Origin of the sequence: Psychromonas algarum (assembly GCF_004376845.1) — a bacterium.
GTDB lineage: Bacteria > Pseudomonadota > Gammaproteobacteria > Enterobacterales > Psychromonadaceae > Psychromonas.
Map to the genome: position 1 here is coordinate 34,856 of NZ_SNUW01000010.1, position 21,260 is coordinate 56,115.

Genomic DNA, 21,260 nt, shown 5'->3' on the forward strand with positions numbered 1-21,260 from the left:
TAGGTTTTTATTAGTTTTTCCAGAATACTGGTGTAAACAACACCAATAAAGTAAATACTTCTAATCTCCCAAATAACATCGCAATAATCATTACCCATTTTGATGCGTCGCTAACATCGTTAAAATGTAAAGCAACTTCACCTAAACCTGGTCCAAGATTGTTGAGCATAGCAACAACAGAAGAGAAGGCGCTGAGCTCGTCCATACCTGTCATTAATAGAGCCAACATACAAAGAATAAAAACCAAAGCATAGGTTGAGAAAAATCCCCATACGGCTTCTATTACTCTATCGGGCAAGGCTTTATCACCTAATTTTATTTTATAAACCGCTTTAGGGTGAACTAAACGTTTCAGCTCTCGCTGCCCTTGTAAATTTAGTAACAACACACGGATCACTTTTAAACCACCACCCGTTGACCCTGCACAACCACCGATAAAACTGGCAAATATTAATAATACAGGTAAAAACAAAGGCCATTCGGAGAAAGAAGTTGTTGTGAAACCTGCTGTTGTAGAAATTGAAACGGCTTGGAATAAAGCATGTGAAAAAGTCGTTTCTATGGTGTCATAAACATCATTCCCCATTAACATCCAAAAACAGATAACCGTTAAGGCAACTTGAATAAAGACAAATGCGCGCACTTCTGGATCTTTACTATAAACATCAAAACTGAATTTTTTGGCTGAGAAAGCGGCAAAATGTAATGCATAGTTGATCCCTGAGATAATCAAAAATACAACAGTAATAGTATTAACAACATGACTATCGAAATGCCCCATACTATCGTCATAAGTTGAAAAACCACCAATAGAAACAGTGGAAAAACTATGCCCTAACGCATCAAATAACGACATGCCAGCAAGCCAAAATGCAAGCATACAAGCAACGGTTAAACACAGATAAATGTACCACAGTGCTTTTGCTGTTTCGGCAATTCTCGGAGTCATTTTGGCATCTTTTACCGGGCCTGGCATTTCTGCCCGATATAACTGCATTCCACCGATACCTAACATAGGTAAAACTGCAACGGCTAATACAATGATCCCCATTCCACCAAACCACTGCAGCATTTGGCGATAAAATAGAATTGATTTAGGTAATGCATCTAAACCAGAAATAGTTGTTGCGCCGGTAGTGGTCAAACCTGAAAAAGATTCAAAAAATGCCGTGGCGACATTCATATCTACACTGGAACTCATTAAAAAAGGAATTGCTCCTACACTGCCTAATGTTGCCCAAAATAAGACAACAATTAAAAAACCTTCTCGGGCTTTTAACTCTTTTTTATGGCGACGATTGGGGATCCAAAAGAAAAAACCAATCAATAAAGTGACAAAAAAAGCAGCCAAAAAATCATTGCCACCACCATCTTGATAAATGTAGGCAATAAAAACAGGCGGTAACATGGTGAGACTAAATAAGCCGATCAACATGGCAACAATTCTTATAATCGAACGGATAGCCACTAGATATTCCAGCTAAATAGAAGTATTAATTTTTTTTGCAATGACTTGTCCCTGCAACAATGACTGTAACTTTTCCTTGAACAACACTACCTGTTCATTATCAACTTCGATGAACGCTTCAATTGTTTGTTGATAATCAACATTGATGATACGCCCAGATATACTGGATAATAAACTTTCTATGGTAGCCATTTGAGCATAATCACATTGTAACTGAAATTGTTGAAAAAAACGCTTTTCAGTTTTAGGCATAGTTGGGCACAATTGTTGTAAACCATTGCTATAAGCTCGCACCAAACCACCAGTACCTAATTTAATTCCCCCTGAATAACGAACCACAACGGCAACCATTTCACCCACTTCAGTTCCTTGTAGTACTGCGAGCATTGGTTTTCCTGCGGTACCTTTAGGCTCTCCATCATCACTACACCCCATATTGACACTGTCTTTAGGACTACCACCAATATAAGCCCAACAATGATGACGCGCATCTTTATGCAATATTTTTATTTCACTTAAAAATTGCATAGCAGCTTCTTTACCTTTTGCTGGGTGAATAAAGGTTAAAAAGCGGCTCTTTTTTATCTCTTCTTGAAAAAAGACGGGTTGCTCTAAAATAAGGTAAGGTTTATTCACTTTGAACAGGTAAACCTTGTGCTTGCCACGCTATAAAACCTCCAGCTACCGAATAAACATTTTGATAGCCCATTTGTTGCAATGAAGCAGCAGCTAAGACACTACGAGCACCAGAACGGCAAATTAAATAAATAGGCAATTGTGCTGCAGAAGGTATTTCTTTAATAAGTGATTGATAGAGTGGTAAACCAGTTAATTGCATTTCTAATACACCACGCGGGACTAATTGACTTCCAACAGGGTAACCTGCAGCGGTTTCTTTAGGCTCTCGAATATCAATAAATAACAGCGGTTGTTGTTGCTGCTGTAAACACTGAGCTGTTGTTACACAATCCACTTCGTTGACTTGAGCACGTAATGAATCAACCAAGCCTTTCCCATCTAAAATCATTTGTTAATTCCTATTCAATTGATAAATAAGTTAATAGTTTTTCAACATGTGCTTGTTGTAATGTATTTCTATCAAGCTGTTTAATAAATACATTAATCACTTTTGCATCAAAAGGTTCAAGACTTTTATCTAATAAATTTTCTTTAGTTGCTTCTAATAAGACAAGATCACTTTGTTCAAAGTCCTTCTGTAACAATGACAGAACACAATAATAACGTGCTCTAGTCTCATGCAAATGAGCGCTTAAAACTTGTAAAGAAGGCAATTCAATCGGTGTAATAATATCATTATCAAAACGAATTATGCCTCTCTCCATAAATTGTTCAAGTAATCCCAAAACAACCTCTTTAAATGTTCCTTTTAAAGGCGTCAAAAAATATTCCGCTGCAACAAAAGTATATAACTCATCTAATAAGGTAATAAGAGCCTGAACATCTATTTTATCTTTCCCATCAGCAAGTTTTAAGATGCCAAAGCTAATGAGTGAAGGTAACGCAAATACATGAATAATCGTATTACGATAATAAGTGAGATGAGTACTCTGTTGATGATCACAACTCACGACATGATTTAACTCTGAAAATTTATGCATTGCTAAAGCTTGCTGGTAAATCAGTTCAGGGGCTTGCTCTGGATAGGTAATATCAGTACTTTTAGCCGTATATGCTAACAACTGTTGATGCAATTGTAATAAGGTTAACATGCGTTGTTTACCTAGCTGACCATTTTCATTTGCTAATAAAATCGCGCTACACAAAGGTAATGCATTAACCGCAGTGGCATGATTAATTCCTTGCATCACGTTTGTTGCAAGATGATTAACTTGCGCTGTAAATTGTTGTGTTGATAATGGACTTTCTCGCCATTTGGGTTGTTGCTGATCGAGATAATGTTTAAGGTTAATAGGCTCACCAAAATTCACAAATGCACGTCCAAAATTACGTAGCTTTTTAATAATCCCTAATACCTGCCATGCACTTTCTTTTTCTTTTTTCTGCCCAGACAATTCCTTCATATAAGTGCTCACTTCCATGATATGGTCATAACCAATATAAACAGGCACAATTATCACATTACGTTCAGGTTGTTCTAAAAAGGTTTGTAAACTCATCGCCAACAAACCAGTTTTTGCAGGTAATAATCGTCCCGTTCTGCTACGCCCACCCTCAGTAAAGAACTCAATGGGATAACCTTGTTTAAATAACATCGCAAAATAAGCTTTAAACACTTTTGCGTAAAGCGGATCATCTTTAAAACTACGCCGTAAAAAGAAAGCACCAGAACGTCTAAAAACACTACCAGCAGGGAAGAAATTTAGGTTGACTCCAGCAGCAATATGCGGAGGCATAAGTCCTTCAGAATACAATAAATAAGAAAGTAATAAATAATCCATGTGGCTTCGATGACATGGCATATAAATTATTTCAGCACCACTTTGTGTGGCGTCCCGTACTTGTTGCGCATGATTAACTTCAATACCTTGATAAATACCATGCCAAACTTTTGATAAAAAAGCACGAAAGAAACGTAAAAAACGATAAGAAAAATTACTACTGATCTCTTCTAAATAAGAATGACACTGTTGACGTACTACAGCTTCTTTTTCTGATGTTTCAGCACAATGTTGAAGGATCATTTCCTGCATCATTGGGCTTGCAATAACCTTTTTAATCATCGCTTTACGATCAGGAATTTGCGGACCACGACTCGAACGCTGCTGAGTACTAAAATAATGTAATGCAACACGAGCAAGTTTATAAGCTTGTTGTTTTGAACCTTTATTTTTATCCATTAATTTACGCACTGAAATAGGCGCATTAAAGCGTACTAAGTGGTCTTTTCCTGTGCGAATAATTAAGCTGATTTTTTTAAAATAACTTGGATTACTGTGTCCTGAAAAAGCTTTTCGAAGATTTTCTTTGCCAGGGTTTCTTCCCCAAAAAAAAGTAACAGGGACAAGTTGAATGTCTAGTTCTGCATGCTCTTGATGTAGATTTAATAATTGTTGGTATTGCGCAAGATAAAGCGATTGCTCTTGTTTAAGCGAGCTTTTTTTAAAGAAGTAGCCATTGTGTAAGTAAATAACAGCGGATAACTCAGTATTATGAATACTAATGGATTGATAAGGATCGGGCAAAGCAAGTTCTGCACAAGCTTTTGTTAATGCTAAGAGATCACTCCTACTATTTTGATCTAATACATAAATAATTGGTCGAGATAGATCTAACTTTAATTCAGTAAGTGGATTATGCGGAACAACCACACTATTTACCCAGAATCGATTCACTATTCTTGACCAAAAAGAACCTTTAACTAACACAGACTTTCCTTTCATATTTCACTTCATTTCGGCTGCAGTCTAGCATACAAGGTAAGGTCGTATAGGCATACGAAGGTGGTTCTGCGATAAATAGCAAATGATTAAAATAAATAAATCGCAGATGAAGGATCTAGCAATAATTAAAAATGCGTATGATAGGCAATCGTTCACCTTTAATTATTCTTATAAAAGCAGTAATATCAGCAACACATTAGATAGAGTAAGCACATAAATTCAATCGCTTTATTCTTAACCGCAACCATTTGGATTAAAATCCCTTTTTTAACCCATTCAACCAGTTTAGGATTTAAAAATGGCGGACAAACCTGCTTTTACAACCAACAAAAGTAAAACCATTTCTCCAATCAAAACAGTGCCTCATTCATTTGAAGCTGAACAAGCGGTTATTGGTGGCTTATTATTAGATAACGATACATGGTCTGATGTTTCTGAGAGAGTAGTTGACCGTGATTTTTACACTCGTGCACATCGTCTTATTTTTTCCACCATTGAAAAACTAAGTAGTAATGATGTTCCTGTCGATATTGTTACATTATCTGAAAAATTAGAAGATACACAGGAATTAGAAGGCATAGGCGGTATTGCTTATTTAGCCGAACTATTACAAAACACACCTAGTGCAGCCAATATTAACAATTACGCAGATATTGTTCGTGAACGAGCAATTGTACGAGAGTTAATTGGTGTTGCTAATGATATAGCCGAAGCTGGTTATGATACTGAAGGCCGAGATAGTGCTGAACTTTTAGATTTTGCCGAAACTAAAGTGTTCCAAATTGCAGAAGCTCGAAGCAATCAGAATGAAGGCCCACAACCAATTAAAGACATCCTGAAAGAGACTGTCGCTAAAATTGATGACCTTTGTAAAAACCCTCGTGATGGTATCACAGGGTTATCTTCTGGTTATAACGACTTAGATCAAATGACTACGGGCTTTCAGCCGGGTGATTTAATCATTGTGGCTGCACGTCCTTCAATGGGTAAAACAACATTTGCAATGAATCTAGCTGAACATGCAGCATTGAATGCAGATAAACCAACCATTATTTTCTCATTAGAGATGCCCTCAGACCAGATTATGAATCGTATGCTGGCTTCATTAGGGCGCATCGACCAAGGTAAAATTCGTACCGGTCAATTAGATGAAAATGATTGGGCTTCATTATCTTCAACCATGTCTATTTTATTAGATCGCGGTAAAATGTTTATCGATGATAGTTCAGGTTTAACCCCCACTGAATTACGCTCTAGAGCACGTCGAATAGCACGTGATCATGGTGGAGTAAGTATGATCATGGTCGATTATTTACAACTGATGCGTGTTCCTTCTTTAAGTGAAAACCGTACCTTAGAAATATCTGAAATATCACGTTCTTTAAAAGCGCTAGCAAAAGAATTACGCTGCCCAGTAATTGCGTTATCACAGCTCAACCGTGGCCTTGAACAACGAGCAGATAAACGTCCAATTAACTCAGACTTACGTGAATCGGGCGCAATCGAGCAAGATGCCGATTTAATTATGTTTATTTATCGTGATGAGGTTTATCACGAAGAGAGTGAGCACAAAGGTATCGCTGAAATCATTATTGGTAAACAACGTAACGGCCCTATTGGTAAAGTACGCTTAACATTCCAAGGACGTTATTCTCGTTTTGATGATTACACTGGCACAGCCTACCATGGTGATGAATAGTAATGATGGACATCGTACAAAAAGACACAACGTATGCTGAGATCAATCTCAGCGCATTACAGCACAATATAAAAATATTAAAACAACATGCACCACAGTCAAAAGTAGTGGCTATCATTAAAGCAAATGCTTATGGGCATGGCATGTTAAAACTAGCTGAACAGCTACAAATATCCCAACAAGTCCATGCTTTAGGTGTTGCTCGTTTAGGTGAAGCACTGCAATTGCGTGAAGCAGGGATTCGATTACCCATTATTTTGTTAGAAGGTTTTTTTAACAATAGTGACTTACCTTTGTTAGCTGAACATCAATTGCAAACGGTTATCCATTCACAGGATCAATTACAAGGACTGTTAAACAGTGATTTAACAGAAAAATTAACGATTTGGTTAAAACTTGATACCGGCATGCATCGTTTAGGTTTTCACCCTTCTGAATTTAATCGCACCTTAGAAATATTAAAAAACACAAAAAAAATACAGCAACCTGTTAATTTCATTACACATTTCAACAGTGCTGATGAATTAGACAACCCAATCACAACACCACAAATTCAATTATTTAAAACACAAACGGCAAATCAACCGGGTTTATGCTCTTTAGCAAATAGTGCAGGTGTATTAGCTTGGCCAGAAGCGCATGCAGATATGATCCGTCCAGGTATTGCAATGTACGGTGTTTCACCATTTCCTGATAAATCATCTAACGAACTGCAATTAAAACCAGTCATGACATTAAAATCCCATTTAATTGCAGTCAGACAACATAGCGTCGGAGAATCTGTTGGTTATGGAGCAAGTTGGACTGCACAAGAAAATACAATCTTAGGGGTTATTGCTGTGGGTTATGGAGATGGTTACCCAAGAATGGCTCCAGCGGGAACACCTATTTTAGTTAATGGACGAATAGTACCTATTGTGGGTCGAGTTTCTATGGATATGATCACCGTGGATCTAGGTATAAATAGTAATGACCGAGTAGGTGACGATGTAGTTTTATGGGGAGAAGGATTACCAGTAGAGCTTGTAGCCAAGCATATCGGTACGGTAGCCTATGAATTAGTCACTAAGTTAACTGTTCGCGTCCCATTAAGTTATTGTGAATAACGATAATGGCGATAGATCATGAACAAGCTTAATAATCACTTTGATATTACAAATAAACAATTAAGCTTGTATCGTTTTTCAATACCTTTTAAAAAAGCCATCAACTTTAAAGGGCAGCAATTAAAAACACGTGAAGGATTATGGTTAGTTGAGCAACAATCTCAAGGGCCAGACATCATAGGTGAAATGAGCCCTCTCCCAGGTTTCAGTCAAGAAACATTAGCTGAATGTGAAGCGCAAATATTAACGCTGTTACAACAAAAAAACACCTTAGACTTCTCCGACTTATTAGCCAGTGTCAGCTTTGCTTTATTTTGTTTACAACAACAAATCCCATGGAATAATGAATCAATTAATACAACTAAACTTAATAATATTCCTTTATTACAAGGTAATTTATCTGAGATCATTAAGCGCTATCAATTATTAAACAGCCCTAAACAAGTGAAACTAAAAGTTGCACGTGTATCTGCAATAGAAGATATTGCCATAATACAAAGCTTAATCACGATTAACCCAGATATACGCTTTCGATTAGATGCAAATCAGCAATGGTCTTTGAAGCAATACACTAGTTTTTTAACAGCAATAGATGGTCAATATCTTAACAATATTGATTACATTGAAGAGCCTACCGCTTCATTAACTGACAATATTGCATTATCTGAAAAATTTAACGTCAAAATAGGATTAGATGAAAGTTTATTGTGCAATCCTATATTACCCACTAGTCCATGTATTAAAGCATTTATTATAAAACCTACTTTAATTGGTGATATGGCACGTATTAAGACACTACTAAAACATGCCCAACAACAACAATTAGAAGTGAGTGTTAGTGCAAGTTTTGAGTCTCCGATTGCACTTAAACAGCTACATTATCTCGCATTACAATGGCAACAAGAATTTCAATTACCAATACATTTAGGGCTAGATACTTTGGCTGCATTTGATGATCCAATAGCCACAAAAAATACTCATGATACCAACTTAATAACTCATTTATTAACACAGGCAACCTGCTTATGGCACTCTTAATAAATTATTGTCCCGTACGCTGGCAAGCAGTCCATCATAGTCAATCGATTGCATTACAAGATGATCAAAAACAGTTAACTTTTTTGCAAGTTGATCAATTATTAAATAGCTTACAAAAACAGTTATCTAAAAAAATTGGGCAATCAGATGAACAACAAGTTATTCGACTTGTTTGTATTGCAAGTAACAGTGTTAAACTCATTTTATTGCAATTGTTATGTATACGCCTTGGTTGGTTATTTTGTCCATTAAACCCTCGTTTTACCCAATCAGAAATACAACAAAGGTTAACAATATTAAATAGCCCTTATTGCTGGGTTGATGAATGCAATAAGCAAACTGCAGAACATGCTCGATTTAATACATTACAACTTGATTTTTCATTACAAAACATCTTCATAGAAGAGCCTATTAAGCAGCTTATTATTTCTCCTATACAAGCCTGTAATATTATATTTACATCAGGTAGCAGTGGTTTTCCAAAAGCGATTGTACACAATTATCAAAATCATTTTTTTAGCGCGTTAGGCTCTCAAAAATTGATTCCACTTACACCTCATGAGCATAATTTATTATCTTTACCTTTATTTCATATTGGTGGTTATGCCACAGTAATTCGCTCTATTATTGCAGGTGCTTGTATCCATCTAACACAATCACCATTAACACTTTCGCTATTACAAGAGCGTTCAATCACACACATTTCATTAGTATCAACGCAGCTTATACGTTTATTAACAGAGCCATTATTTATTGCGGAAAAATCTACAATTAAGCACCTATTATTAGGTGGTAGTGCATTTTCAAAACATTTATTAAGTACGGTTGAGGAGCGAGGCTTTAATTATCATCTTAGTTACGGTAGTACTGAAATGGCTTCTCAGATTGCAACCTCTACCAACAATAGCGAATTAAAAATATTGCCTCATAGGGAAATTAAGATACAAGAGGGCGAGATATTATTACGAGGAAAAACCCGTTTTATTGCTTACTTTCAAGACCAAGGATTTATTAATATAGATGAAAAACAATGGGTTAAAAGCGGAGATACAGGAGCCTTAAACAAGTCTGTCCTACAAGTTTCCGGGCGTAAAGATAGGCAATTTATTAGTGGCGGTGAAAATATTATACCGGAGGAAATTGAACGGGTTTGTTTGCAACTAACACAAGTCAAACAGGCTTATATCTGTCCCATCGCAGACAAGCAATATGGGCAAAGAATGGTGTTATTTGTTGCTTTTAATAACCCAGAAAATAAAGAATTTGAAAAACAAATACAACAACTTAAAAGTCATTTAGAAAAAAACTTAACTCGCTTTAAGCGACCAGAACATTACTTTCCTTGGCCTCTATTAACAGAAGCTCAGACACTAAAAATTCCCAAGCAAGCTTTCCAAACAATATTAAAAGAGCAAGGATTGTACTAACCACAATACATAGCTAATCAATATTAATTTAATCAAATTTGTAAAAGGACTCAAAAAAGATCATCTGCAAAATAGGTATTTATCATAATATTCGGTAGAATAATTTTTCTTCAGGCTAGAGAGTAGATTATGGATGCATATAAATTAAAATTGAGTTTTATTCACCCAAAGTACTGGCTTGCTTGGTTAGGTATTTTTGCTCTATTTTTATCTTCATTATTACCTTATTCGACGTTATTAAAGTTAGGTCGATTAATGGGCCGTGTCGCAATTCCTTTTGCTAAAGAACGTTTTCATACTGCACGTCGTAATATTGAGCTTTGTTTCCCGGAGTTAACTCCAGAACAAGTCGATCAGAAAGTAAAAACCAACTTTGAAAATACAGGCATCGCTTTATTTGAAATGGGTATGGCTTGGTTTTGGCCTACATGGCGAGTACGTGGTTTATTAAGTGTTCGTGGTATTGAACATTTACAACACGCAACTCGACAAGATAAAGGAATTATTTTTTTAGGTGCTCATTTCTTAACTCTCGAAATGGGGGCTCGTGCATTAGGTTTAGTTCACCCAAGTTATGCCGTATATCGAAAGAATAGTAATGAAGTATTAGATTACTGGTTCTATTGGGGAAGAATGCGTGAACATAAAGCGATGTTAGATCGTAAAGACTTTAAAGCCATGCTCAGAGTGTTAAAAAGCAGTCAGGCATTATGGTATGCACCAGATCATGATTATGGCCGGCATAAAAGTAGTGTTTTTGCCCCTTTCTTTGACGTTAAAAAAGCTAATACAGTATCAGGGACCAGTACACTTGCAAGAGTTAAAAATACGGTAGTGATCCCAATGTTTTTAAAACGCCTACCAGGAAATGAAGGTTATGAATTAGTGTTTTATAAAGCATTAGATGATTTCCCAAGTAATGATTTAGAGCTTGATACAACACGCACTAACCAACAAATCGAAGAAATGGTCAAAGAATGTGATGACCAATATATGTGGTTACATCGCCGATTTAAAACTCGCCCTGAAAATGAAGAATCTGTTTATTAAAGCCAAGGAAATTTAACTCAATACGGGATTCAAAAAATATTGGATCCACAAAATAAAAAAGCTAGTTTGATAGCAAACTAGCTTTTTTATTGTTCAAACCAAATATATTAGATCAGCTCGAAAAAAGTAGCTCCCATACAGTCACAACCGCTTTGCGTTCAGCAACAAATAATTCAGCTGTAACAATACGAGTTTCTTTACCCAAAGTTAAACGATGTGCTGCATCTCGAATATGACAATAAGCTTCAATGAGTTCATGAGCTTGTAACTCTGTTAATAACCCCGCTTGCTGACACGCGGCAAAAATACGTAGATTATCTGACCATTCAGTTAATAGCTCAGGGAATTTATGTGCATTTGCAAGAACCAAATATTGTGCAATAAATTCAATATCCACCATACCGCCAGGAGATTGCTTTAAATCAAATTGGTCTGATTCAGCACGGTTTAAATGAGCACGCATTTTTGTGCGCATCTCTGACACATCTGTTTTTAATTTATCAATATCGCGCTGTTGACTTAAAATCTGCAAACGTATTTTCGAGAACTCTTGGTGCATTAGATCATCAATAAATACAGGACGAGTCCTTACTAAAGCTTGGTGTTCCCAAGTCCATGCATCCTCTTTTAAGTAACGATTAAAACCTGACATACTTGCGACTAAAGGGCCAGAGTCACCAGAAGGACGTAAACGCATATCGATTTCATAGAGAATGCCGGAATTAGTACGAGAACTAAATAAATGAATAATGCGTTGCGCTAAACGGAAATAAAACAATTGATTATCAATAGCGCGAGAGCCGTTGGTTGTTCCTGCTATATCGCTATCATGTAGAAAAACAACATCGAGGTCAGAACCATAGCCTAATTCTAACCCACCCATTTTCCCATAGCCTATAACAGCAAAACCTTTACGATCAGTACCCACAACATTACTTGGCAAACCAAATTTTTCAGTAATTTGTGCCCATGCGATTTGCACAACATAATCTAAAATAGCCTCACTAAGACTAGTTAAATGATCGCTCACTTGTGGCAATTTAATACCACCTGCAATATCGGCAGTGGCAATATGCAAAAATTGCATTTGTTTAAATTGACGTAAAGCCTCCATTTGTTGTTCCATATCCTCTTCAGGGATACGCAACATAAATTGCTGTAATTCACTTTTATAGTTATTTAACTCAGTTGGGTTATACAGTTCTTGAGGATCTAATAATTCATCTAATAAAATGGGATGGCGCGCTAATTGAGCAGAGACACGAGGACTAGCAGAACAAAGTTTTAATAGTTGATTTAACGCACCTTCGTTTTCATTTAATAATTCTAAATAAGCCGTTCGGCGCATGATATTTAAAATTAAATGATGAATACGCTCAAACAGTTTTTGCGGTTGAGGGTAGGCGCAAATTAATGAGATCAGGCGAGGCAATAATTTATCAATCGTTTCTTGTCCACGAGGACCGATGGGACGCTTACTGATATCTTCTTTCAACGATACAACCATTTTTGAAAAGGCACTAACCTGATCTGACGTAACCTCTTTATTAACAATATTATCTGCTAATAGCTGCTCCATTTCTGTGCTGCTTAAATCAAGTTCCCATATTTCAATAAACTCTTTTTCAAGTTCATTCTGTTGCTCTTCAGATTCACCAATAACCCAATTAAATTCATCATGTACATTCTTCATCACTTTATTTAATTGTGCATAAAAACTAGGCCAATCAGCAAACTTCATCACTTTAATTAAACGTAATTTATCAAGTTCATTATCAGGTAACGTTTGAGTTTGTTTATCTCCTATTTGTTGTAAGATATTTTCAACAGAGCGTAAGAAGTGATACGACTTTAATAAACAATTAACACGCTCTTGTGATAACGCTCCAATTTCAGCAATTGCTTTTAATGTTTGCTGTAAACCTTTGCATTGTAATACTGGGTTACGCCCACCATGAATAAGTTGAAAAGCCTGCGCTACAAATTCTATTTCGCGGATCCCACCCATACCTAATTTGATGTTATCTTTTAGGCCTTTACGACGAACTTCGGCACTGATCATCGCTTTCATTTTTCGTAATGACTCAATCGCGCTGAAATCGATATAACGTCTAAACACAAAAGGTTTGAGCATGTTTTCAAGCTCTTGTTTATATTCACCCTCTTGACCCAACACTCGTGCTTTCACCATAGCGTATCGTTCCCATTCTCGGCCATGGGTTTGATAATAATCTTCTATGGAAGTAAAGGTGGTAACTAATGGACCAGAATCACCAAAAGGTCGTAAACGCATATCAACTCGATATACAAATCCATCAATGGTTATTTGGTGTAAAGCCGCAATTAAACGTTGCCCTAATTTAGTGAAAAAAGCTGAATTTTCAATAACACGGCGTCCACCTTCTGTTTGTCCTCGCTCTGGGTATGAAAAAATAAGATCAATATCAGATGAAAAGTTAAGTTCTTTTCCTCCTAATTTCCCCATTGCAAACACATACATGGTTTGTGCATTACCAGATTCACCAACTGGTGTGCCCTGCTCTTTGCATTGCATCAGATATAACCAATCTAAGCTCTGTAAAATAAGTTGATCAGCAAGTAATGAAATGTGTTCAAAACTCTCCTCTAATGAACTTAAATTTAATAATTCTCGCCACGCGATAATCACCATATGCTTTCGTCTAAATTGACGTAATACTTGGTGTAATTGAATTTCATTTTCTGTCGCTGCTAATACTTCCTGTAACTCACTCGTTAATTGCTTTGTACGATCGTCAGAAGTTAGTAGATCACTTTCCAATAATGAAGGAATAAGGTTTGGCTGCTTTATTAATGATTCGGCAATAAAGTCACTTAAAGAAAAGACTTCATTTAGTTGTGCTACTTGCTGCTCACTTAAAGTTGATAAATCAAAGCGCTCACTTAATTGTTGAAGATGCTTTGTTGCGACTTCCATTAATAACGACATAAATCACCTATAGAAAATTAAACTATTTATTAACTTAACAGGAGTTTTAAATGCGGTCAGTACTTTTCACTACTTGATCATTGAAAAATGATGGAAAGTCCGCATTATTACCATGCGGAAGAGCTAATATAGAAATGGTTATAAACATTGTGACACACACTCATAACGCAACGAATTAAACAAAAAAGTAGTCATTCGATAAAGCGATGTAAAAGTAATTTATCAAAAATGATATAAATAAAAAATCACAAATCCATTGACATATAATGACTTGATCACTAAATTAACACTCACAAGACATTTAATGTCCAAACGGTTAAGGAACACGATGAACATTCATACTATTGCTACCCATTTAAATAAGCTAGCAGACGAAACCGAAACTGGCTTCAATTTTGACTGTACACCAATCAATGGTGACATTGATGTACTACAAGTAGAAATCATTGGTCGAGAAGAGATCCCTATTTTTGTTTCAATTAGTGACAATCAAATTTTATGTATTGCCTACTTATGGGGTGAAAATGAAATTAAAGCAGATTTAAAAGCCAATATGATGGAAGCAATGTTAGAAATGAACATTCCAATGCCACTATCAGCTTTTGCCAAAGTTGAAGACAAATATGTTGTTTTTGGCGCTTTATCAATCAACTCAAGTCTTGAGGATATTGAGTTGGAATTAGTCACTCTCAGTGACAACAGTCTTGAAGTGATCAGCGAAATGGACAGTTACTTAAACTAGTTGATAGCTACTTAAATTAATTCGGAGTTAAAAATGAGCATATTTAAAAAAATTATTACAGCAGTACGTGGTGGCGCAAGTGAAGCGGGTGAAGCAATTGTAGATGCAAACTCAACAAGAATTTTTGAACAAGAAATTCGTGATTCTGAAAAACACATTACTATCGCTAAACGAGATTTAACGGAAGTGATGGCAAAGCAAATGCAAGCTGCGCGTGAATTATCACAACTTCAAGCAAGCATTAAAGAGCACGAAGGTTACGCAATGCAAGCCTTAAACCAAGGTAATGAAGCATTAGCGATTGAAGTAGCAGAAAAAATTGCAGAATTAGAAAGCAATGCGGCGGATCAACAACAAGCAAATGAGAGCTTCTTAAAAAGTGCAGATCGCTTAAAAGAACTGATTAAAAAGAGTGAACGCCAGTTAACTGAATATAAACGTCAATTAACTATGGTTAAAACAACTGACAGTGTACAAAAAGCAACCTCTGCAATTACAGATAACTTTACTGCGAGCAACTCTAAGCTTCTGAATGCAAAAGATTCTTTAGAAAGGATCAAGAAAAAACAAGCATTGTTTGATGACAAGCTAAAAGCTGCAGAACAGTTAGAATCTGAAACACCAGAGCAAACATTAAAAACTAAATTACAAGAAGCGGGCATTGGAGCACAACAAAATAGTGCACAATCAGTATTAGATCGTTTAAAGAAGAAATAAGTAAAAATACGTTATAAAAACACGACCTACTTTTGTACGTCGTGTTTTTTGCTTTTAATCATTAACAGCTAAGCATATTAAGTCTTCTTTATATGCAGTTCATAAGGAACTCCATGCGCTTTCTAAAATCATTGTTTAATAAAAAACCAGCTGCACCAAGCCGAGTTTTAAATGAGCCTAAACAGTTGTTAACAGGTGATATTTTTTGTTTTGGTGATAGTTTTGCATTGCCTGAAGCCATGCGTAAACAGCAACTACAAGTTAACGATATTATTACCGTTGAATTTAAGCATGAACACTATATTCAACTGATTGGCCAAGGTGCTGGTGATAAGTTAGTGTATGTAAGTTTCCCTAGAAACCCTAAACAACTAATAAAATGCAGCTTATTATTAAGTCGAAGTGAAGTTGAAGCTTTATTTGATCTTGACGACTTCTCTGAAATTTTTGAAGAGCCGGGAAAAGCGCGATTAACACCATTAACAGAACAGCATAGTTATGGTGATATGTTAGCAAGTGAATACATTCAACAAGATTTTTCTACTTCAGGTTATATCCATCAAGCAGATTATCGAGATAGCAAACCACCGCAGTATTCAGATCAAGAACATGGACAAGAATTTGAGTATTACTCTCTGTCTGGCAATCAAGGTTTACGTTTAATCGAAATTTTTATTTTTGAAAATGGTGATACTGATGTTTATTTATCAAGCTTACGTCCTGCCAATGACATTGCAGAGCTATGGATAAAAGGAGAGTAATGATGTCAAAGGGAGAATTACCAAAGAAGTGGCAACAATCAGCGAAAGTAGTTAAAGCAGTACAAATTGCTTTTGATATGGATAGTAAATTGCAATATAGCATTCGTCGTAGTGCTTTAGATGAAGGGATCAGCCCTTCTGAAAAAATCCGTGACTTGTTAGAATTACCAACTCATAAAAAACCTAAACGTCCACGTTTAACCGTCAGCTTAAGCAATGAAGATTATATGCAACTGGGTTTACGTTATAATATTTCAGCTGAAAATCAGCTTGAAATAAAAAAGTGTGTAATAGAAGAGTTAACTAAATTTGCTTCAAACAATGAATATTTTGAAAAATAATAATACCACCACAATAAATAGCTTATCTATTTCACTAGTTAAAACAGATAAGCTATTTAAAGTAATCGATATCAGAAAATTGTTAACTGCAAAAATAACAAAGCACCTTAATCGGTGCTTTGCATTAAAGTTTAGGTTTTATTAATTCTCCGGCTCAAGCCAATACATTTCATTCATAACCGCTCGTTGTTTTGATTGCTCAATAGCACTTAATAAAGAGTCTTGTTTACGCTTAACCCATTTAAAATATTCTGCTTGGATTTCACCTTCATCTTCATCTGCGGCTAATTCATAAATAGCATCAAGCATCGATAATTCCATCATGCCCTGATAAATATCTAACCATGGATAACAATATTTAGTACATTTTTCGAAATCAAATACATTACCTAAACTCAATTCCGTCATTAAATTAGAGATCAGCAATCCTTGGTTAGGTAATAATTGTTCAGTACTTAATAATGCGTCTGCAGATAATAATTTAATTAATTTAGACCAACCCTCTGTCAATACTCCTTCAGAAAAAGTAACTAACGATATAACCTCTTCATTGACCTGAACCGTTTTTTCAAGTTGAATTAACCACTCAGTTAACCCCAATATGAAATTACAATAACGAGTATTGTGTAAAAGATTAAAGATATCTTCTTCATTAGGTAGAGCCTGATCAGCAATACGTATGCGCTTTTGCAAATGTTTTAGTTTAGGAAGCTTACGAATGTAATAAGATTTATTCTCTAATAAATTGCGAAAAACTAAACGTTCATCAATCCAAGAAAAGCTTCGAGCTAACCATTGTAGATCTTCAACCCAGCTACAACCGACAAAAGAAATACCAGCTTCTTTAAATAAATGAATATTTTGATGTAAGAACATAATGCTTTTCTGCAATTCTACTAATGCTGAAAAATCACCACTTTCTAAATAACAGTTTTCATTATATTGGAGGTATTTTAAACCATGCTGAAAATTAACAGATAATGCTTGTTGTAAGGTCATCCCTGCAGTTAAGTCAGAAAGGTCAATTGATTTAGCTTCAAAATGCGCACCTTCTGTCAGCATATAACCACGTTGCGCTTTACTTACATTTCCTAAACGCACTTGTGGCAAAGCAGCAATATCTTTCGCTAAAATAAATAGTTGTGCTTCATCTCCTTTTACTAACTCTAATTCGATTTCACAAATTTCAGACTCGGCTTGATTCGCTACGATTTTGCCACAGTCATAAGCGACTTCAATTAAAGTACCGTCTTGCATTTCCAATAGCCAATGTAAGCGTCTAAAGTCAGTACTAAATAATGGCTCTAACTGCTCTTGTAACTCCTTTACATTAGTATTTTCAGGCCAAATTTTGCTTTTAAATCGAGCTAATTCAGGCTGTAATCCATCTATTGGCTCATTATATTCAGGACGTTGATGTAATCCACCAATCACTCGACCTGAAGTTTTAATGGTTTGAGTACACTGCTCATCTATACGACGTACTCTTAATCCCATATCCATCGCACGTAAAGCACGGGAAGGCGTTTCAAAATAAACGTTATATAACATTTGATTTTTATGAGAAATAACAGTGTGTTGGCTTATTTCCTCCAACAGCTCGTCAGCAAAATGAGCATTAAAAAAAAACTTAATTTCTATCTCTGTTTCCATAATTGACACCCATATTTGCTCTTGATTTAATCGCTTAAATCATTTTTAATCGTAAATTTTCCTGAATTATACTAAATTGATGTTCTATTGTGTGCAAAAGAAAGTTAACATGCGCCGCATATTAGATGTTAAATTTAATCATAATAGGGTTATTAACCCATAAAAACTTAAGGTGAATCATGCCAGTTAATTCGATATTTGGAGTTTTTGCAAAATCTCCAATCAAACCGATTCAATTACATATAGATCAAGTTGCTATGTGTGGTGACTTGCTAATCCCATTTTTTGAAGCGAGTTCAAAAAACGATTGGATTAAAGCAGATGAAATCCGTAAGCAAATTTCTAAATATGAAAGACAAGCTGATGAGTTAAAACGTGAATTACGTTTAACACTACCAAAAGGTTTATTTATGCCTATTGATCGTGCTGACTTATTAGAACTTGTTAATCGCCAAGATAAAATTGCCAATACAGCAAAAGATATCTCGGGTCGTATTTATGGCCGTCAACTACAGATACCAAAAGAGATATTTGTAGATTTTATGGCCTATGTACAACGTAGCTTAGATGCTATCCAACAAGCAAGAAATGCAATTAATGAATTAGATGAACTACTTGAGACTGGCTTTAAAGGCCGCGCTGTAGATATTGTTACTCAGATGATTGAAGTACTTGAAACCATTGAAGACGATACTGACTCATTACAAATTAAACTGCGTCGTAATTTATTAGCTATTGAAGATAATTACAAACCTGTTGACGTTATATTCTTGTATAAAATTTTAGAATGGGTAGGTAGTCTTGCCGATCACTCTGAATTAATCGGTACTCAGTTAGAACTTATTCTAGCTAGAACTTAGCTCTAAGGATTCATTATGGATATTTTAAATACATACGGCAGCATGCTAGTAATGTTTGCTGGTGCGGTAGGCTTTTTAATGGCCTGGGGTATCGGTGCAAACGATGTGGCCAATGCAATGGGTACATCTGTTGGCTCAAAAGCATTAACCATCAAACAAGCAATCATTATTGCAATGATTTTTGAATTTGCTGGTGCTTATTTAGCAGGTGGTGAAGTCACATCAACAATCCGAAAAGGGATTATTGATGTATCTTATTTTATTGACCAACCTGAATTACTTGCATTTGGTATGACCGCGGCGCTATTAGCAGCAGGTTTATGGTTAATTATCGCCTCTTTCTTTGGCTGGCCTGTTTCCACTACGCATTCCATTGTTGGTGCTATTGTAGGTTTCTCAGCAGTAGGTGTAGGTGTTGATAGTGTAATGTGGAGTCAGGTAATTGGTATTGTTGGGAGTTGGGTAGTCACCCCTCTCATATCCGGTATTATTGCCTATTTTATATTTATGAGTTCCCAAAAGCTCATATTTAATACTCAAGATCCAATTGCTAATGCTAAACGCTTTGTTCCTTTATATATGTTCTTAGCTGGTTTCATTTTATCACTAGTTACTATCACTAAAGGCCTAAAACATGTTGGTTTACATGTTAGTACGTTTGAAGCAAATATATTAGCAATTGCAATTGGTGTTTCAGTTGCAGTGATCGGGAAAATCTTCATTAATCGCGTTAAAATTGATCCTCAAGCAGATAAACGTATGCACTTTGCTAACGTTGAAAAAATATTTGCTGTATTAATGATTGTAACAGCTTGTGCAATGGCATTTGCTCACGGTTCAAACGATGTTGCTAATGCAATTGGCCCTCTTGCAGCCGTCGTAAGTATTGTTGAAAGTCATGGTCAAATTGCAGCGAAAGCAACCTTAGCTTGGTGGATTTTACCACTAGGTGGTATTGGTATCGTATTGGGTCTAGCAATATTTGGTAAGCGTGTAATGGCAACTATTGGTCAAGGTATTACTCATTTAACACCTAGCCGTGGTTTTGCTGCTGAATTAGCAGCCGCTTCTACTGTTGTTATTGCATCAGGTACAGGGTTACCAATCTCAACAACACAAACATTAGTTGGTGCTGTATTGGGTGTAGGTATGGCGCGTGGTATTGCAGCATTAAATTTAGGTGTTGTGCGTAATATTGTAATCTCTTGGATAGTAACATTACCAATTGGTGCAGGCTTATCAATTGTATTCTTCTATATCTTAAAAAGTGTTTTTTCTTAAAAATTAATGCTTCAAACTAACAAAAAGAGAGCTTATGCTCTCTTTTTGCTTTTACTCAGCCCTAATTACTTTTAGAATGATGGCTCAATTTCTTTGTTAAAAGGTATTTATCTTGAAATCGATTAAATTTTTACTGTGTTTGCTATTTTCTTCGACAAGTTTCGCAGCAACACAATATGTTAGCGATGACCTATCAATTTACATGCATTCAGGCCCTAGCTTAGAATATCGTATTATTGGCACGGTAGAAGTAGGTACACCTGTTAGTACTTTGAAATACAACGAAGCCACTAAGTTTATGCAGGTAAAATCTCCCACAGGTCGTGTTGGTTGGGTAAAATTATCTGAACTGCAAAAACAACCACCAGCAAAAAAATTATTGCCTGAAGTACAAAAGAAACTGCAAGCAAGTGAAGATAAGTTAAAAACAATTAACGATGACAATAAACAAGTCATGGCTGATAAAGTACAAGCGATTATTGATAAAGACAGTTTAATTGCTCAACTTGAAAGCGAAAAGAAAACGTTACGCGATACTATCTCAGACTTAGAAACTCGTAATATGGAATTAGACCTATTGCAAGATACAAAAGATGAACGAGTTAAAATGGAATGGTTAATGTACGGAGGTAGTGTTTTATTCTTTGGTATGGTTGTTGGTTTAATCCTACCATTTGTTCCACGCCGTAAAAAACGTAGTGATAGCTGGTAAAAAGTGCCACCAATTACATTAAATATATAATGTAATTTACACATAGAAAAACGCACTAAGGTGCGTTTTTTTGTA

At 35.8% G+C, this 21,260-nt stretch carries 18 protein-coding genes; 12 read left to right on the forward strand and 6 right to left on the reverse strand.

Annotated features, from left to right (window positions below):
* Positions 1–10 precede the first annotated feature (10 nt).
* From E2R68_RS10380 to plsB, 4 genes are read right to left on the reverse strand one after another with little or no spacing between them, the layout of a single operon-like run.
* Positions 11–1,468: a TrkH family potassium uptake protein gene (locus E2R68_RS10380; RefSeq protein WP_134277620.1), complete on the reverse strand. Its 1,458-nt coding sequence runs from the start codon at positions 1,466–1,468 to the stop codon at positions 11–13.
* A gap of 12 nt (positions 1,469–1,480) precedes the next feature.
* Positions 1,481–2,104 carry a YigZ family protein gene (locus tag E2R68_RS10385; protein WP_134277621.1) on the reverse strand — a complete coding sequence of 208 codons (624 nt, stop codon included), beginning with the start codon at positions 2,102–2,104 and terminating at the stop codon, positions 1,481–1,483.
* Positions 2,097–2,495, reverse strand: coding sequence for a rhodanese-like domain-containing protein (locus tag E2R68_RS10390; RefSeq protein ID WP_134277622.1), 399 nt, complete (start codon positions 2,493–2,495; stop codon positions 2,097–2,099). The genes E2R68_RS10385 and E2R68_RS10390 overlap by 8 nt, the downstream gene beginning before the upstream one ends.
* A 10-nt stretch (positions 2,496–2,505) precedes the next feature.
* Positions 2,506–4,830: a glycerol-3-phosphate 1-O-acyltransferase PlsB gene (gene plsB, locus E2R68_RS10395; RefSeq protein WP_243834653.1), complete on the reverse strand. Its 2,325-nt coding sequence runs from the start codon at positions 4,828–4,830 to the stop codon at positions 2,506–2,508.
* A gap of 298 nt (positions 4,831–5,128) precedes the next feature.
* Here plsB and dnaB point away from each other — a divergent pair, with 298 nt between their 5' ends.
* The 5 genes from dnaB (at position 5,129) to lpxL (ending at position 11,150) form a co-directional block, all read left to right on the forward strand.
* Positions 5,129–6,529: a replicative DNA helicase gene (gene dnaB / locus E2R68_RS10400; RefSeq protein ID WP_134277623.1), complete on the forward strand. Its 1,401-nt coding sequence runs from the start codon at positions 5,129–5,131 to the stop codon at positions 6,527–6,529.
* A 2-nt stretch (positions 6,530–6,531) separates the two neighbouring features.
* Positions 6,532–7,635, forward strand: a complete 1,104-nt coding sequence (gene alr / locus E2R68_RS10405; protein WP_243834654.1) for an alanine racemase — start codon at positions 6,532–6,534, stop codon at positions 7,633–7,635.
* An 18-nt stretch (positions 7,636–7,653) separates the two neighbouring features.
* Complete coding sequence (gene menC / locus E2R68_RS10410) at positions 7,654–8,673, forward strand: o-succinylbenzoate synthase (protein ID WP_134277624.1); 1,020 nt, start codon at positions 7,654–7,656, stop codon at positions 8,671–8,673.
* Complete coding sequence (locus E2R68_RS10415) at positions 8,661–10,100, forward strand: AMP-binding protein (protein WP_134277625.1); 1,440 nt, start codon at positions 8,661–8,663, stop codon at positions 10,098–10,100. The genes menC and E2R68_RS10415 overlap by 13 nt, the downstream gene beginning before the upstream one ends.
* A 129-nt stretch (positions 10,101–10,229) precedes the next feature.
* A complete protein-coding gene (lpxL, locus tag E2R68_RS10420) occupies positions 10,230–11,150 on the forward strand; it encodes an LpxL/LpxP family Kdo(2)-lipid IV(A) lauroyl/palmitoleoyl acyltransferase (protein WP_134277626.1) in 921 nt (306 codons plus the stop codon).
* Between the two features lie 112 nt (positions 11,151–11,262).
* Here the strand turns inward: lpxL and glnE are convergent, their stop codons facing one another.
* Complete coding sequence (gene glnE, locus E2R68_RS10425; RefSeq protein WP_134277627.1) at positions 11,263–14,118, reverse strand: bifunctional [glutamate--ammonia ligase]-adenylyl-L-tyrosine phosphorylase/[glutamate--ammonia-ligase] adenylyltransferase; 2,856 nt, start codon at positions 14,116–14,118, stop codon at positions 11,263–11,265.
* Positions 14,119–14,446: 328 nt separating this feature from the next.
* Between glnE and E2R68_RS10430 the strand changes: the two genes are divergently transcribed.
* The 4 genes from E2R68_RS10430 (at position 14,447) to E2R68_RS10445 (ending at position 16,679) form a co-directional block, all read left to right on the forward strand.
* Positions 14,447–14,860: a YjfI family protein gene (locus E2R68_RS10430; protein WP_134277628.1), complete on the forward strand. Its 414-nt coding sequence runs from the start codon at positions 14,447–14,449 to the stop codon at positions 14,858–14,860.
* Between the two features lie 33 nt (positions 14,861–14,893).
* Positions 14,894–15,577: a PspA/IM30 family protein gene (locus E2R68_RS10435; RefSeq protein ID WP_134277629.1), complete on the forward strand. Its 684-nt coding sequence runs from the start codon at positions 14,894–14,896 to the stop codon at positions 15,575–15,577.
* Positions 15,578–15,690: 113 nt separating this feature from the next.
* Positions 15,691–16,338: a hypothetical protein gene (locus E2R68_RS10440; protein WP_134277630.1), complete on the forward strand. Its 648-nt coding sequence runs from the start codon at positions 15,691–15,693 to the stop codon at positions 16,336–16,338.
* A gap of 2 nt (positions 16,339–16,340) precedes the next feature.
* Positions 16,341–16,679 carry a hypothetical protein gene (locus E2R68_RS10445; RefSeq protein ID WP_208380205.1) on the forward strand — a complete coding sequence of 113 codons (339 nt, stop codon included), beginning with the start codon at positions 16,341–16,343 and terminating at the stop codon, positions 16,677–16,679.
* 141 nt (positions 16,680–16,820) lie between these two features.
* Here E2R68_RS10445 and E2R68_RS10450 read toward each other — a convergent pair whose 3' ends face one another.
* Positions 16,821–18,332, reverse strand: coding sequence for a CYTH and CHAD domain-containing protein (locus E2R68_RS10450; protein WP_134277632.1), 1,512 nt, complete (start codon positions 18,330–18,332; stop codon positions 16,821–16,823).
* A gap of 179 nt (positions 18,333–18,511) precedes the next feature.
* On the opposite strand from E2R68_RS10450, the gene E2R68_RS10455 reads away from it, so the two are divergent.
* The 3 genes from E2R68_RS10455 to E2R68_RS10465 all read left to right on the forward strand — a co-directional run bounded on the left by E2R68_RS10455 (position 18,512) and on the right by E2R68_RS10465 (position 21,185).
* Entirely contained in the window at positions 18,512–19,192 is a 681-nt protein-coding gene (locus E2R68_RS10455; protein ID WP_134277633.1) for a TIGR00153 family protein, read from the forward strand.
* A 15-nt stretch (positions 19,193–19,207) separates the two neighbouring features.
* Entirely contained in the window at positions 19,208–20,473 is a 1,266-nt protein-coding gene (locus tag E2R68_RS10460; RefSeq protein WP_134277634.1) for an inorganic phosphate transporter, read from the forward strand.
* A 112-nt stretch (positions 20,474–20,585) separates the two neighbouring features.
* Positions 20,586–21,185, forward strand: coding sequence for a TIGR04211 family SH3 domain-containing protein (locus E2R68_RS10465; protein ID WP_243834655.1), 600 nt, complete (start codon positions 20,586–20,588; stop codon positions 21,183–21,185).
* The last annotated feature ends 75 nt before the right edge of the window (positions 21,186–21,260 follow it).